The 15276-nt window shown below is 65.7% G+C and carries 13 protein-coding genes and 1 tRNA gene; 5 read left to right on the plus strand and 9 right to left on the minus strand.

What is annotated here, in order from left to right; genetic code table 11:
- Window positions 1-194 precede the first annotated feature (194 nt).
- On the plus strand, window positions 195-1103 hold the full coding sequence (locus tag AC1DQR_RS14630; RefSeq protein ID WP_416048168.1) for a LysR substrate-binding domain-containing protein: 909 nt from the start codon (window positions 195-197) through the stop codon (window positions 1101-1103).
- A 145-nt stretch (window positions 1104-1248) separates the two neighbouring features.
- A complete protein-coding gene (locus AC1DQR_RS14635) occupies window positions 1249-2634 on the plus strand; it encodes an 8-oxoguanine deaminase (RefSeq protein ID WP_416048169.1) in 1386 nt (461 codons plus the stop codon).
- A 269-nt stretch (window positions 2635-2903) separates the two neighbouring features.
- Here the strand turns inward: AC1DQR_RS14635 and AC1DQR_RS14640 are convergent.
- Window positions 2904-2979: transfer RNA gene (locus AC1DQR_RS14640), tRNA-Lys, on the minus strand.
- Between the two features lie 287 nt (window positions 2980-3266).
- Between AC1DQR_RS14640 and AC1DQR_RS14645 the strand changes: the two genes are divergently transcribed.
- Entirely contained in the window at window positions 3267-3530 is a 264-nt protein-coding gene (locus AC1DQR_RS14645) for a DUF1488 family protein (protein WP_006159541.1), read from the plus strand.
- A 172-nt stretch (window positions 3531-3702) separates the two neighbouring features.
- Here AC1DQR_RS14645 and AC1DQR_RS14650 read toward each other — a convergent pair whose 3' ends face one another.
- The 5 genes from AC1DQR_RS14650 to AC1DQR_RS14670 form a co-directional block, all read right to left on the minus strand.
- Window positions 3703-5517 (minus strand): SulP family inorganic anion transporter, encoded by a 1815-nt coding sequence (locus AC1DQR_RS14650; protein ID WP_477133233.1) that lies wholly within the window; start codon window positions 5515-5517, stop codon window positions 3703-3705.
- Window positions 5514-5963, minus strand: coding sequence for a homoprotocatechuate degradation operon regulator HpaR (gene hpaR, locus AC1DQR_RS14655; RefSeq protein ID WP_150993045.1), 450 nt, complete (start codon window positions 5961-5963; stop codon window positions 5514-5516). Before hpaR ends, AC1DQR_RS14650 begins: the two co-directional genes overlap by 4 nt.
- A gap of 97 nt (window positions 5964-6060) precedes the next feature.
- Window positions 6061-6858 carry an exodeoxyribonuclease III gene (gene xth / locus AC1DQR_RS14660; protein ID WP_416048171.1) on the minus strand — a complete coding sequence of 266 codons (798 nt, stop codon included), beginning with the start codon at window positions 6856-6858 and terminating at the stop codon, window positions 6061-6063.
- 125 nt (window positions 6859-6983) lie between these two features.
- Window positions 6984-7379 carry a hypothetical protein gene (locus AC1DQR_RS14665; RefSeq protein ID WP_477133234.1) on the minus strand — a complete coding sequence of 132 codons (396 nt, stop codon included), beginning with the start codon at window positions 7377-7379 and terminating at the stop codon, window positions 6984-6986.
- A 45-nt stretch (window positions 7380-7424) separates the two neighbouring features.
- A complete protein-coding gene (locus tag AC1DQR_RS14670) occupies window positions 7425-8837 on the minus strand; it encodes an MFS transporter (protein ID WP_416048173.1) in 1413 nt (470 codons plus the stop codon).
- A 137-nt stretch (window positions 8838-8974) separates the two neighbouring features.
- Between AC1DQR_RS14670 and AC1DQR_RS14675 the strand changes: the two genes are divergently transcribed.
- Window positions 8975-9865, plus strand: coding sequence for a LysR family transcriptional regulator (locus AC1DQR_RS14675; protein ID WP_416048174.1), 891 nt, complete (start codon window positions 8975-8977; stop codon window positions 9863-9865).
- Here the strand turns inward: AC1DQR_RS14675 and hutC are convergent.
- Window positions 9862-10575: a histidine utilization repressor gene (gene hutC, locus AC1DQR_RS14680; RefSeq protein WP_174422728.1), complete on the minus strand. Its 714-nt coding sequence runs from the start codon at window positions 10573-10575 to the stop codon at window positions 9862-9864. The two genes, AC1DQR_RS14675 and hutC, sit on opposite strands and share 4 nt — an antisense overlap.
- A 278-nt stretch (window positions 10576-10853) precedes the next feature.
- Here hutC and AC1DQR_RS14685 point away from each other — a divergent pair, with 278 nt between their 5' ends.
- Window positions 10854-12083, plus strand: coding sequence for an MFS transporter (locus AC1DQR_RS14685; protein WP_416048175.1), 1230 nt, complete (start codon window positions 10854-10856; stop codon window positions 12081-12083).
- 33 nt (window positions 12084-12116) lie between these two features.
- Here AC1DQR_RS14685 and AC1DQR_RS14690 read toward each other — a convergent pair whose 3' ends face one another.
- Both AC1DQR_RS14690 and folD read right to left on the minus strand, forming a co-directional pair.
- Window positions 12117-14231 (minus strand): M3 family metallopeptidase, encoded by a 2115-nt coding sequence (locus tag AC1DQR_RS14690; RefSeq protein ID WP_477133235.1) that lies wholly within the window; start codon window positions 14229-14231, stop codon window positions 12117-12119.
- Window positions 14232-14359: 128 nt separating this feature from the next.
- Window positions 14360-15211 (minus strand): bifunctional methylenetetrahydrofolate dehydrogenase/methenyltetrahydrofolate cyclohydrolase FolD, encoded by an 852-nt coding sequence (gene folD / locus AC1DQR_RS14695; protein ID WP_043345220.1) that lies wholly within the window; start codon window positions 15209-15211, stop codon window positions 14360-14362.
- Between the last annotated feature and the right edge of the window lie 65 nt (window positions 15212-15276).

Genomic DNA, 15276 nt, shown 5'->3' on the forward strand with positions numbered 1-15276 from the left:
AGCGCTGGCAAGATATCGAGGTGGGCCGGTCGCCATCGGCCGGCAACTGATGCCAGCGTACTCCATGCCGCCTGAAAAGACTGTCAGCGGGACACGGATTTCGTGCGCCTTGCCAGCGGCTACAATGCGCTCGTCTTCCCAGGCGCGGAATGTCGCTGCCGCGCTGAATCCAACGCCCGAATCCGGAGCCCGTCATGCATGCCAGAGTCCTGCGCTACCTCGACGAGGTGGTGAGCCGCGGATCGATCCGCCAGGCCGCGCTGCATCTGCACGTGGCGCCGAGTGCGATCAACCGGCAGATCCTGGACCTGGAGGCGGAGCTGGGCGCACCCTTGTTCGAGCGCATCAACAAACGCCTGCGCCTGACCCCGCTAGGCGAGATGGTGCTGGCGCACGTGCGCCAGACGCTGCGCGAGCACGAGTTGCTGCGCAGCCGTATCGAAGCCGTGAAGGGCGTGCGCCAGGGTGAAGTCACCGTGGCGACCACCGCCGGCCTCGCCGGCTCGCTGATGCCGTCGCTGGTGCATGCTTTTCGCCATCAGTACCCGGGCATCCTGGTGCGCCTGCTGGATCTGCCCGTGGCCGACATTGTCAGCGCTGTCGAGCGCGGCGATGTCGATCTCGGCCTTGCCTATGACCTGCCCGATATCGCTGCCTTCCGCATCCTGGCCAGCAACGACTGGCATATCGGCGCGGTGGTGGCGCCCGGGCATGCGCTGGCCGCGCAGCCGTCGACGCTGCTCAGCGAGTGCCTGGCCTGCCCGCTGATCCTGCCCGCGCCGTCGATGTCGATTCGCGCCATCCTCGATGAGGCCTTCGCGCGCGCCGCGGTCGCGGTGTCGCCGGTCACCGAGACCACTTCGACCGCGCTGATGCGCCGCCTGGTCATGCTTGGCGCCGGCATCGCCTTCCTGAATCCGCTCGATGTGCTGGAGGAGCGGGAGCGCGGGGCGCTGGCCTGGGTGCCGCTGCGCGACGGCCAACTGCCGTGCCAGACGCTGCGGCTGGTCGCGCGTGCGCGCAATCCGCTGAGCGCCGCGGCGGAACTGATGGCCGAGCGGATCGGCGAGGGCCTGGTGGCGTTGTTTGCTGGCGTGCGTTAGTGGCGCAGCGTGCTTGCTTGTGCTGTTTTTGCGCACACCGTCGGTGGAAATCGATGCTTTGCCAAGGCCTGCCGGCGTCTTAGACTGTGTGGGCCTGGCCGCATGACGTGCCGGGTATTTTCGCCACCAACCTGAAGATCCTGCCATGCCCCTCATCCTTATCAATGCCGACATCCTGGTGACCATGGATGCGCAACGCCGCGAGATCCCGGGGGGCGCACTGGTGGCGCAAGGCCCGGTGATCGAATGGGTGGGCGCCACCGCCGAGCTGCCACCGCAATACCGCCGGCTGATCGACGAGGGTGGCGCCGAGGTGATCGATATGCGTGGCAAGGTGGTGATCCCCGGCCTGGTCAACACGCACCACCACATGTACCAGAGCCTGACCCGCGCCGTGCCGGCGGCGCAGGACGCCGAGCTGTTCACCTGGCTTACCAACCTCTATATGTTGTGGTCGCACCTGACGCCGGAAATGATCGACGTGTCGACCCGTACCGCGATGGCTGAGTTGATGCTGTCCGGCTGCACTACCACCAGCGATCACCTGTACCTGTATCCCAATGGCTCGCGCCTGGACGATTCCATTGAAGCCGCGGCGGCAATGGGCATGCGCTTTCATGCCGCGCGCGGATCGATGAGCGTGGGCCGCAGCAAGGGTGGCCTGCCGCCCGATTCGGTGGTGGAGGAGGAGCACGACATCCTGAAGGACAGCCAGCGGCTGATCGAGCGGTACCACGACGCTTCGCGCCACGCGATGCTGCGGGTGGTGGTGGCGCCGTGTTCGCCGTTCTCCGTCTCGCGCGACCTGATGCGCGAGTCGGCGCTGCTGGCGCGCAACTATGGCGTGTCGATGCACACCCACCTGGCGGAGAACGATAACGACATCGCCTACTCGCGCGAGAAGTTCGGCCTCACGCCGGCCCAGTATGCCGAAGAACTCGGCTGGGTCGGCCCCGATGTGTGGCACGCCCACTGCGTCAAGCTGGATGATGACGGTATTGCGCTGTTTGCCCGCACGGGCACGGGCGTTGCCCATTGCCCTTGCTCGAACATGCGCCTGGCGTCGGGCATTGCGCCGGTGCGCACAATGCGCGATGCCGGCGTGCCGGTCGGCCTGGGTGTGGATGGCAGCGCGTCGAACGATGGCGCGCATATGCTGGGGGAGGTGCGCCAGGCCATGCTGCTGCAGCGCGTGGGCTACGGGCCCGCCGCCATGAGCGCGCGCGAGGCGCTGGAGATCGCCACGCTGGGCGGCGCGCGCGTGCTGGGCCGCGACGATATCGGCGCGCTGGCGCCTGGTATGTCGGCCGATTTGGTGTCCTTCGACATGGCGCAGGTGGGCTACGCCGGCGCAGGCCACGACCTGGTGGCGGCGCTGGTGTTCTGCACGCCAGGCAATGTCGCCACCAGCGTGATCAACGGCAAGGTGGTGGTGCGCGATGGCGAGTTGCAGACGGTGGAGTTGCCGCGCGTTCTTGCGCAGCATCGCGGGCTCGCGCGTGAACTGTTCGAGCGCGCCAGGCAGGGCTGAGGCAACAATGGAATGTGCCGCGCATGCGACCCCTCTGGAGAGGGGTCGCGGCATGTCTGTAATGTATTCACACTAGGCCCCGGGTCGTTCCCTGAACGCCCCTGACCCTTCCCCAGCCCGCCATCGATCGCGGGCTTTTTTTTGTGCGTGTTTTTCGGGGGATGAATTTTCGAGGGATGAATCGCCGGGGCCGTAGGCAGGGCGGCGACAGGTGTGGAGCACCAATGAAAAAGCCGGAAGCATTGCTGCTTCCGGCTTTTAGAATTCGCTGGTGGGGCGTGAGTGACTCGAACACTCGACCTACGGATTAAGAGTCCGCTGCTCTACCAACTGAGCTAACGCCCCAACGAAGAAAAAGATTGTATCATGGTTTTTGGGTTTGTCAAACACCCTGCGTAATTTTTCCTGCATGAGGGTGCTCGGGAAATGCCGTGTGCGATTTCGCCGTCGTACGTGCAATGCCCGGGCAGCCTTGTTCCTTCTCCTTGCACCGAACTCAGGCACTCACGCCGTGGGAACTCGCCCGGGGTTTCGGCAGTCTTGCTTGGGGTGAGCGGGGCGTAGGCCTTTGCGGACGAGTCGGGCCGACCCATGTTAGGATGATTCTTCACTTGCAATGGAGGGCTGTACCGATGGATATCAAGTTCCAAGAGCAAGAGCGTTACGATATCAATAATGAAGGCTTGCTATTTCACGCCGTTGTCGACGGCCAACCAGTCACTTGCGTGGTGACCCGTGAAGCGCTGTGGGAAGGCTTTAGTGCCGACCAGGTGTTGTCGCTGGAAGAGGCATTCCGCGCCGGACGTGAAACCATCGAGCGTGCTGCGGTGGTGCTGATCGAGCAGGGCGCTGCCCAGCCAGTGGTAGTCAAGCGCGCCCATGTGGCGCCGCTCTGAAGCGGATTCCAGTCCGGGCCGGTCATCGGTCCGATCCCGGGCTACCGCTTCAAGTCATTGCGGCTTCTCGCCGCCTGACGCCGGTTTCCCGCCGGCGTTTCTCTTTTTCATTCCCCGCGCTCATCACTGATCTTCCCGATCGCGCCGATCGTGCCGATCACGTTGATCGCGCTCAAGCCGGTTTTGCCGGGTAGCCCGGCCCGCCAGGGCGGCTAGCGCATTCTTCGAAGATGCGTGCCTGGCATTGCGCACAGCCTGCGGGATCGAGGCGCGCAATGATGGTGTGCAGCGCCTGCCGCTTGGTGGAAAAGATGTGCCCCTCGCCCAGTTTCAGCGCGAAGCCGGTCTGGTCCCACGTCTGCAGCACCTGCGTGCGCGGACGATGGAAATACAGGTCGCCGCCGGTGGCGCGCCGCTCGCTGAGCTCGCTTTCCCACATCTCGGCGCCGGCCAGGTCGATGAAGTTCATGCTCTTGGTCATGGCCAGCAGATGGATCTGGCCGGGATGGGCATTGCGTGCCTCGTGCAAGCGGTCCGTCACGTACTGGACCGCGCCGAAGTAGATCGCGCCTTCCATGCGCAACAGCTTGAGCTGGGGGCATTCCGGTTGCGGGCGATGCAGTTCGTCTAGCGGCGTAAAGCGCCGGTCGGGATCGTCGGCGTCTGGCACCAGGCTGCGCACCGCCGGCCGCGAGGTGCGATAGAGATAGGCCACGAGTGACAGGATGGTGCCGAGCAAGACCGCCATCTCCAGGCGGATGGCCAGCGTGGCGACAAAGGTGCTGATGGCGATGGCGAATTCCGTGCGGCTCAGGCTGGCGATGCGGCGCAGCCGGCCGAGATCGAACAGGCCCCAGGCCACCAGCAGCAGCATTGCGGCGATGGAGGCCAGCGGGATCTGCGCCAGCAGCGAGGCGCTGGCCGTGACCAGCACCACCAGCAGCAAGGCCGAGAAAATGCTGGCCAGCGGCGTCTGCGCGCCGGCCTCGTAGTTAGGCATGGAGCGGTTCAGCGAGCCGCAGGAGATATAGGCGGAGAACAAGCCACCTGCGATGTTCGACAGGCCCTGCCCGATGAACTCGCGGTTGGCATCGATATGCTGGCCCGAGCGCAGCGCCACCGCCTTGGCGATCGAGATCGACTGGCCGAGTGCCACGATGGTCAGCGCGGCGGCGACGCCAAGCAGGTCGGGGATCGCCTGCCAGGAAATATTCGGCAGGTGGAAAGGCGGGATGGCCGACGGGATCGGCCCGACCACATTGACGTGGYGCGCGCCTKCGCTCCAGCCCGGCGCGTTGAGCAGCAGGGCGACGCCGTAGCCCGCCAGCAGGCCGATCAGCATGAAGGGCAGGCGGCGCGAGACGCGCTTCACCGCGATGGTCACCGCCAGCGTGATCGCCGCTACCGTGAACGCGCTCCAGTTGATGTCGTCGGCATTGTCCAGCAGAAAGCGCACCACGCCGAAGGCGCTCGTACCCGTCGGCACGGCCAGCCCGAACAGGTCCTTGAGCGCATAGAGGCCGATCAGCGTTGCCGCGCCGCAGGTGAAGCCAAGCAGCACCGAGGGCGAGATGAAGTTGGCCAGCGTGCCAAGGCGCAAGGTGCCCACTGCAAGCTGCAGCAAGCCAACCATGATGGTGACGGCGAGCGCCAGATTGATGTACTCGGGACTGCCGGCAAATGCCACCGGACTCAGCATGGCGAACAGCGCCAGCGAGTTGGCGTTGGTCGGGCCGGACATCACATGCCAGCTGGAACCGAACAAGGCCGCCACGATGCAGGGAATCACGGCCGCGTAGATGCCGTATTGCGGCGGCAGGCCGGCAAGCGTGGCAAAGGCCACGCCCTGCGGCAGTACCAGCACCGCGCCAAGCAGGCCCGCAACCAGGTCCGCACGCAAGGAGGCGCGGCTCACGCGGTGACGCCATGCCGGCAACAGGCGCCCGAGCATCCGGCCGGTCGTGCCCTGCGCAGCCGGAGCGATCATGCTTGCGGGTCTCGTTCGCTGAGGCTCACCAACAATTCGTCGATCGCGCCATAGACCTTGCCTAGCCGCTCGGCGCCGATCATCTGCTCGAGCTGCTCATAGCGGCGGTCGATCAGCGGCTCCATCTCGGCGATCAGGGCACGGCATTTGTCGGTCAGCGAGATCAACTGGCGGCGCTGGTCCGTGGTGGAGCGCGAGCGCAGGATCAGGCCAGCTTCCTCCATGCTCGACAGCATGCGGGTCAGGCTCGGGCTCAGGATCAGGCAGGCATCGGCGAGCTGGTTAGGCTCCATCTCGCCTTGCTCGTTGAGGGTGCGCACCACGCGCCATTGCTGCTCGGTCATGCCGTGCTGGCGCAGGATGGGCCGGAAGCCGGCCATCAGCGTTTCGCGGGCTTGCAGCAGCAGGTGGGGGAGGTTGCGGTGGCGGAAGGTAGCCGGTTTCATGCCCGCAAGTGTAGCCGCGCAGACGCCCGGACGCGAGCCGGTGGCTACCCGGATATGCCGACCGCCAGCTTGGTGGCCGGCGCCTTGGCGCAACGCCTCAGCCCAGGTCGAGCGTGGCCACCACCGGCGTGTGGTCCGAGGGCTGCTCCCAGGTGCGCGGCACGCGATCGATCACGCAGGCGCTGCACGCCTCGCGCAGGGCCGGCGACAGCAGGATGTGGTCGATGCGCAGGCCGGCGTTGCGGCGGAACGCAAACATGCGGTAATCCCACCAGGAGAAGCTCTTCTCCGCCTGCTCGAACATGCGGAATGCGTCGGTCAGCCCAAGTGCCTCCAGCGCCCGGAACGCATCGCGCTCCGGTGGCGACACCAGGTTCTGCCCCTCCCACTTCTTGGGATCGTGCACATCCCGGTCTTCGGGCGCGATATTGAAGTCGCCCAGCAGCGCAAGCTTCGGGTACTTCACCATTTCCTCCTGCAGCCACGTGGTGATCGCCTGCAGCCAGCCGAGCTTGTAGGTGAACTTGTCGGAGTCTGGCGCCTGCCCGTTGGGGAAGTACGCGCACACCAGGCGCACGTCGCCATAGGTCGCCGCCACCACGCGCTGCTGGGGGTCGTCGAAGCCAGGGATATTGCGCACCACGTCGGTGGGCGTCGCCATGGTGGCATTGCGCGCCAGGATCGCCACGCCGTTGTATGTCTTCTGGCCGGTGAACACGCTGTGGAAGCCCGCGCTTTCCAGTTCGGCCAGCGGGTACTTGTCGTCCGGCATCTTCAGCTCCTGCAGGCACAGGGCATCGATCGGCGTATCGGCCTTTTCCTGCTCGCTCAACCAGTCCAGTACCTGCGGTAGCCGGACCTTGAGCGAGTTGACGTTCCAGGTTGCGATTCTCATGTTCAAATGGCTTATTGATTGACGGTTGCCTGGGCGACACCGGGATTCGTCCCGGTGTCGCCCAAGTTTGCCTGCACATTATGAACGACCGCCGCGGCCACAGGCACTTCCACGGGCGGTTGCCCTCAGGCCCAGGTCTCATGCAAGTGTCGCCAAGTGACATGCGYATCGTTCCCCGCCACGAACAGCGCCGAGGCACGCCGCGCGGAAGCGCCCGCGTTCCAGGCCTGCGTCTCCCGGTAGCTGACCGTGGCCGAGCGCGCATCCCCATGCACAAGCGTCAACTCATCGATCCTGATTTGCAGCCCGGGCCGGGCGCCGCGCAGTCGTGCGAACAGCGCGGGAAAGCTGCCTGCCTCCAAGCGCGCACCGGTTGGCGAGATCATGCTGAAATCCGGACCAAACCGTTGCAGCAGCGTTTCCAGTACGGCTTCGGGGCAAGCAGGGTTCGATAGCCATTGCTCGATCAGCACATGGGTGTCGGCGATTTCACGCAGGCAAAGCGCGGCGATGTCAGGCATGGATGGTGTTTCCTTCAGGAGTAGGCAGGGCGGGTTGCCCCGGAGTCAGGGAAGCGTTGTCGATGCTGCCGGCTGGCGATGATGCCGGTCGTCCAGACGCCAGACGACAAGCAGCGGCACGAGGGTGCATAAGCTGGCGACGAGAAAACACCCATGGAACACCTGCGTCAGGACCGTGGCGTCGCTCGCCGGGGCAAGGTCGGCCATGCCTTGCCGGGCCAGCCACTGGCCCAGTAAAAGACTGGCCATGGCGACGCCAGCGCAAAACGACAACTGACGATTCAGATTCCATATTGCGCTGACGGGGCCCATTCCCGCAGGGGACACATTCAGCAGCGCCAGGGTTTGCGCAACGCTCGAGCAGATGCCGCCACCGGCTCCCATCAGCAAGAAGGCGGCCACCATGCCCGGCGTGTCGCCAGGTTCGCTCACGGTCGCCAGCATGGCGACGCCGGTCGCGTGTACCGTCATGGCCGGCAGCAGCAGGGCGCGGGGCCCCAACCGGTCGAAGACGCGCCCGGCCAGCGTCATGCCCGCGGCGGCGGCCAGGGCGTAGGGAATCATCAGCGCCCCCGCGTTGATGGCCTTCAGGCCTAGCACGCTGCGCAGGAAGAACAAATTGAGCAGGCTGACGCCGGTAAACACGCCGGGCACAAACAGGTAGACGACCATGGCTGCCCGAAGCAGCGGATCCCGCAGAACGCGGAAATCCAGGACCGGATGTTCCCGCCGGCGTACATGCCGCAAAAGCAGCAAGCCTGCGGCGATGCCGCTTGTGACAAGGGCGGTGCCCACGCGAGTTTGCCCGGTGTGCTCGAATCGGGACAAGCCGATCAGCAGCAGCGCAAGCGCCAGGCTGGCCAGCCCGATGCCGGCAACGTCCGGCCTGTGTCCCAGGGTGGTTTCGCCGGGGCGCAGCCAGAGCACGGCAAGCACGAGCGCAACCAAGGCCAGCGGGATGTTGAGCCAGAAGACCCAGTGCCATCCCAAGCTGTCCACGACGTAGCCGCCCATCAGCGGCGACAGCGCCGGCGCGAGCAGCGCGCAGGCCATCACGATCACTGACAGTTGCGCGCGCTCGTCCTGCGAGTAGAGGCGATAGGTCATGGCTTGCCCGACGGGAATCAGAAGCCCACCCCCCAGGCCTTGCAGCAGGCGCCAGGCGATCAGCGCCTCAATGCTGCCGGCGAATCCGGCGCCGGCAGCGGCTGCGGAAAAAATCGCCAGCGAGGCCACGAAGATCGCTTTGTCGCCGTAGCGGCTGGCCAGCCAGGTGCTTGCCGGAATGACCAGCGTCAGCCCCAGCGTGTAGGCATTGGCTACCCATGCAACGGTCCCCACGGACGCCTGCAGTGACTGGCCGATATCGGGGAACGCGACCGATGCCATGAACATATTGACCAGGTCGATAAAGAAGCCGAGGAGGTAGACCGACGCAACGCGTGATTTGTAGGGCATGGAAAGTCGAGCAATGGCGGCAAGCGCCATGCAGGTGCAGGCTGGAAGACGGCATTCTAGAAACCATGGAGATATAAGAAAACAGCCTAGCGGCCGATATACTGTTCGCTGATTTTTGACAATGGAGCGCTGAGAACGTGATCAATCTGAACCGTCTGGCCATGTTCGTGGCCGTGGTGGAGTGTGGCTCGTTCACGGCGGCAGCCGACACGCTGGGCACCACCAAGGCCGTGGTCAGTTTCAGCGTGAAGCAGCTGGAGCAAGAGCTGTCGGTGGCATTGCTCACGCGCAGCACGCGGCGCCTGGCACTGACGGAGGCGGGCGAGCGGTTCTATCGCGACTGCTCGGTCTTGCTGCGGCAGGCTGAATCGGCCGTGGAGCAGGTCCGGTCCGGTCATGCGTCCTTCTCGGGCAGTTTGCGCGTCACGGCATCGGTGGACTACGGCAACCTCGTCGTCGCTCCCGCGCTGGCCGGGTTTGCCCGTCTGCATCCCGATCTGCGGGTGAGCTACCAGGCCAGCTCGACCCACGCCGACCTGATCGCAGAGCGGCTGGACGTCGCTATCCGGGTGGGGCCGCTGGAGGACTCGCGCCATCGCGCTAACCCGATCGGAAATTTCAACCAGGTGATCGTGGCAAGCCCGGCCCTGCTGAGTGCAACTGGCACGCCCGATTCGCTGCAGGCGATGGCGGCGCTGCCGTGGCTTGCCAATCGCGCGGGGCAGGGCGGGCAATGGACCCTGGCTGACCCACACGGCAAGCCGCACACGATCCGGGTCCGCAACGTGGCCCACGCGGATACGGCCTCGGCCCTGCTAGCGTTTGTGCTGGCCGGCTGTGGCGTCGCGGCGCTGCCCGAGTGGCTCCTCGACGACCATCTCAAGAGCGGACGGCTCCAGATCCTGATGCAGGACCATGCGTTGCCACTGACCGAGGTCTTTGCGGTCTATCCGGATACGCGGCACGTGAGCGCCAAGGTCCGCGGGTTTATCGACCATCTGCGCACATCCCGCGCCGGGCGGCCCTAGGGCTTGAACGAGCCCTCGATGGTATAGCGCGATCCCGGATGCACCAGCCGTGCCAGCGTGATCGGCGATCCCTGGCTTTCGGTGCGGCGGATCACGATCAGGCAGGGCTCGCTTGGTTTGACGCCCAGCAGCTCGGCCTCCTGCTCGGTGGGCAACTGCGCCTCGATGGAGTATTGCGCTTCCCATAGCGGTGCCACGGTCAGCAGGTAATTGGTGGGCGTGGTCTTGGTGAAGTCCACGTCGAGATAGTCAGGCGCGCGGGCGGGGTTGACGTAGCGGTCTTCGCACAGCAGCGGCACGCCGTTCTCGCTATGCACGATCAAAGTGTGGAAGACCTCGCTGCCGACGGGCAACCCGATGCGCGGCGCCAATGCCTCGGTGACGACCTCGGCGCGCGCCATGTGCACGTCGGAGCGGTGGCGGTGGCCCCGCTCCGTGATCTCGTCGTGCAGGTCGCGGATGGTCAGCGTGGACGATGCGCGATAGGGCTGGGTGGCGAACGTGCCAACGCCCTGCACACGCTCCACCAGGCCTTCGGCCTGCAGTTCCCGCACCGCCCGGTTGGCGGTCATGCGGCTGACGCGGAACTGGGTGACCAGCTCGGACTCCGATGGCATCAGCGTGCCGGGCGGCCAGCGTCCGGCGCTGAGTCCGTCCTTCAGGTAGTTCTTGATATGCGCGTAGGCGGCGGCGGGTGGCAGGTAGGTCATGGCACGCAGTTTACTTGACCGCGCTTGTCTAGCCAATTTCCATTGGCAGCGATTTTCCAATTCAAGGTCCGCTTCCACCAGGAGAAAGGAGGGCGGCTTTTGGCTTTGGGTTGGGCTCCGATCAGGGTAATCCCGGCTCGTTTATTTGTTGTCTTATCTTGTATATACAAGAATATGTATCGCTATCGATGATTCCAGGATGCTGGAATCGCGGGCGGGCAGGCGAGAGGGTGACCGGAGACAACATGGCAAAGGTGAGCGCAAGTGGGAGTGCGGGGATGAACATATTCCCGGGCTGGTATGTGGTTGGCGCGACGCACGTGCTGCTGGCGCTGATATTCGGCGCCGCGTACTCGTTTGGCGCATTTTTCGCGAGTATCCAGGAAGGCTTCGGGGTGGGGAGTTCGTCGGCGGCTTCCGTGTTCTCGTTTACCGCGCTGATTTACTACGTGGTGGGCGTATTCTCCGGGTCCCTGGCCGACCGGATCTCCACCCGCCGGGTCATTGCGATGGGCATTGTCTCGTTAGCGCTGGGATTCGCCATCGCCAGCATCGTCACGGATTCGCTGGCGGGGTTCCTGGTGGCCTTCTGCTCGCTGGTGGGCCTGGGTGTCGGCCTGGTCTACGTGCCGGCGGTAACGGCGGTGCAGCGCTGGTTTGTCAGGCACCGCAGCCGGGCGTCGGGCCTTGCGCTGGCGGGCACCGGGCTTGGCACGTTCATCGGACCGGTGGTGGCGGGCCTGTTGATGGAGCATATGAGCTGGCAGGCCACAATGCGCTGCTTCGCACTGGCCATCGCCGTGGTCGGGTTGGCAATGGCAATGCTGCTAAAGGGGCGCCCGGAAGAGGCCGGCCTGTATCCCGATGGCGCGCCTGCGGCGCCTGGCGCAGCCCATTTGCCTGCGCCATCCGGGCTCAGCCTGGCGCAGGCCGTGCGCGGCGGGCGATTCTGGTGGTACTTCGGCGCCATCCTGCTAGGCTCGGTCGGCCTGTTCGCCGCGCTGGTCCATATCCATCCGTACGCGCGGCAGCATGGCTTGTCTTCCACGGCCGGGAATCTGCTGATTGGGCTGGTGGGCGCCGGCAATATCCTGGGGCGCCTGTTGCTGGGCGGGCTCGGCGACAGGCTGGGTCCAGGGCGGCTGCTCATGTGCCTGACGCTGATGCTCGCGCTGCTCAACGGCGTCTGGCTTGGGGCCACGAGCTTCCCGGCGCTGGCGCTGTTTGCCGTCCTGTTTGGCGCGGCCAACGGCGGTTGCATTTCCTTGTATCCGGCGCTGGCCGCGACATGGTTCGGCACGGCCAACCTCGGGGCGATCCTGGGTGCGCTGTATGTCGCGGTGGGCATTGCGGCGATGGCGGGCGGCAGCCTGGCCGGCTGGCTCTTCGATGCCTACGGCAGCTACTCGGTGGCGATTGCGGCGAGCGGGGGCTGCGCGTTGCTGTCGACCGCCTGCATTGCACGTGCGAGCCGCCATGAAAAAAGCGGCTCAGACCGAGCCGCTTAACCTCTTCTATTCTTCTATTAACAACGTGCTGCGTTAAGCCACCGCCATGCCGCCGTGCCGCAGCAGTGCGTCGATCTGCGGCGCGCGGCCGCGGAACGCGGTGAACGATTCCATGGCCGGTCGGCTGCCGCCCACCGACAGGATTTCCCTGCGGTAGCGTGCGCCGGTCTCGGCGTCGAGCACGGTGCCGGAGAGCTTCGCGGCTTCCTCGAAGGCTGCGTAGACGTCGGCGGACAGCACTTCGGCCCACTTGTAGCTGTAGTAGCCCGCCGCATAGCCRCCGGCAAARATRTGGCTGAAGGTGTTCGGCCAGCGCGACAGCGGGTGCTGCGGCACCACATGGGCGCGATCGTTGATCTCCCTGGACAGCGCCAGCACGGACTTCTCGCCCGCGGGGTCGAAGCTGGTGTGCAGGTGCATGTCGAACGACGAGAACACGATCTGGCGCAGCGTCATCATGCCGTTCTGGAAGTTCTTCGCGGCCAGCATGCGCGCGAACAGCTCGCGCGGCAGCGGCTCGCCGATGTCGACGTGCGCGGTCATGTCGGCCAGCACCTCGTACTCCCAGCAGAAGTTCTCCATGAACTGCGAGGGCAGCTCAACGGCATCCCATTCCACGCCATTGATGCCGGACACGCCCAGCTCGCCCACCTGGGTGAGCATATGGTGCAGGCCGTGGCCGAACTCGTGGAACAGCGTGATCACTTCGTCGTGGGTGAAGACTGCGGGCTTGCCACCCACCGGCGCCGTGAAGTTGCAGGTCAGGTAGGCCACCGGGGTTTGCACGCGGCCGCCATCCAGCAGCTTGCGGCCTCGGGCGTCATCCATCCACGCGCCGCCGCGCTTGCCTTCGCGGGCGTAAAGGTCGATGTAGAACTGCGCCAGCAGCTCGCCCTCGGGCGATACGACGCGGAAGAAACGCGCGTCTTCGTGCCACGTCTGGGCCTGGTCGGCTTCGATGCGCACCGAGAACAGCTTCTCCACCACGCCGAACAAGCCCTTGAGCACCTGCGGCTCGGGGAAGTACTGCTTTACCTCCTGCTCGGAGAAGGCGTAGCGCTGCTCGCGCAGCTTTTCCGAGGCGTAGGCCACGTCCCAGGGCGAGAGGTCGCTCAGGCCCAGCTCGCTTGCGGCGAATGCCTTGAGCTCGGCCCAGTCCTTCTCGGCGTACGGACGCGCCTTGGCGGCCAGTTCGTCCAGGAAGCGCAGCACTTCGGCCGGGGATTCCGCCATCTTGGGCACCAGCGAGACCTCGCCGAAGGAGGCGTAGCCGAGCAACTGCGCTTCTTCGCGGCGCAGCGCGAGCTGCTCGCGCATATTGGCCGTGTTGTCCCACTCGGCCTTGCCCTGGCCGTACTGCTCGGCCAGTTCCGAGGCGCGGGTGACGCTGGCCTCGTACATGGTCTGGCGCAGCGCGCGGTCGTCCGCGTATTGCAGCACCGGGAAGTAGGAGGGGAAGTGCAAGGTGAATTTCCAGCCCGGCTTGCCGTCCTTTTCAGCGGCATGGCGCGCGGCTTCCAGCGCGTCTTCCGGGATGCCGCTCAGGCGGCTTTCGTCCTCGATCAGCAGCGCGTAGGCATTGGTGGCATCGAGCACGTGGTCGGAGAAGGCCTTGGACAACTGGGCCTGCTGCTCCTGAATCATGGCAAAGCGGGGCTTCTTGTCTTCGGGTAGTTCCGCGCCGCCCAGGCGGAAACCGCGCAACTCGTTTTCCATCAGTTGGCGCCGAGCCGTGCTCATGGTGGCGAATTCGGGGCTCGCGGCGATTGCCTTGTACTTGTCATAGAGCGCCAGGCTCTGGCCCAGCGACGACCAGAACTCGGTCATGCGCGGCAGGTTGTCGCTATGCGCCTGGCGCAAGGGCGGCGTATCCGCCACCGCGCTCAGGTGGCCCACCACGCCCCAGGCGCGTCCCAGCGGCTCGGTGGCGGCTTCCAGCGCTTCCACGGCATTGGCCCAGGTGGCTTCGGTGGCCGGGTCCTCGGCACGGTCGACGGCGGCTTGCGCGGTCGCCAGCAGCACGTCCAGCGCCGGGCCGATGTGCTCGGGGCGGATCTCGGAGAAACGCGGCAGGTCGGTGAAATCCAGCAGCGGATTGGCGCCGTTTGCGTGATTTGCAGCGTTGGCTTGGTTGGCGGCTTGATCCATGACGTCTCTCTTGGCAGGGCCCGTAAGGGCAATGCCCCGCACATTGGGGCGGGGCAGCGGGATTTCCAGTGCCGGGCAGCACCGGCGCGCAAGGCGCCGGCGCTGTCCACGGCAGGCCGATACGACGTTCAGCCGGCCGCGCGCTCGGCGGCTTCCAGCGTATTGATCAGCAGCATCGTAATGGTCATCGGGCCAACGCCGCCTGGCACAGGGGTGATGTAGCCGGCGACTTCCTTGACGCCGTTGAAGTCGACATCGCCGCACAGCTTGCCATTGTCGTCGCGGTTCATGCCCACGTCGATCACGGCTGCGCCGGGCTTGACCATGTCAGCGGTGATGATGTTGCGCCGGCCCACGGCGGCCACGATCACGTCCGCGTCGCGGGTGTGGGCGCCCAGGTCGCGCGTCTTGCTGTTGCAGATGGTGACGGTGGCGCCGGCCTGCAGCAGCAGCATCGCCATCGGCTTGCCGACGATGTTGGAGGCGCCGACCACCACCGCGCGGGCGCCACGCAGCGGGAAATCGACCGATTCCAGCATTTTCATGCAGCCATAAGGCGTGCACGGGCGGAACAGCGGGGCGCCGGTCATCAGGGCACCGGCATTGGCCACGTGGAAGCCGTCCACGTCTTTTTCCGGGGCGATCGCTTCGAGCACTTTGTGGCTGTCGATATGCTTGGGCAGCGGCAACTGCACCAGGATGCCGTGGATGTGCGGGTCGCGGTTCAGGGCGTCGATGCGGGCCAGCAGGTCGGCCTCGGACAGGTCGGCGGGGTAGCGGTCGAGCGAGGAATGGAAGCCATTGTCGTCGCAGGCCTTGACCTTGTTGCGCACATAAACCTGGCTAGCCTGGTCTTCGCCCACCAGGACCACGGCCAGGCCGGGCCGGTGGCCGCGTTCGGTCAGGCGGGCGGCGCGCTGGGCGGCTTCGGTGCGGAGTTGCTTGGCAAGGGCGTTGCCGTCGATGAGTTGGGCTGGCATGGGGATGGGCGCTGGAGAGCTGGAGGTGGTCAAAGCGGAATTATAAAGGTTGACGCAACCCGGGG

This window comes from Cupriavidus sp. 05L411, assembly GCF_056398045.1.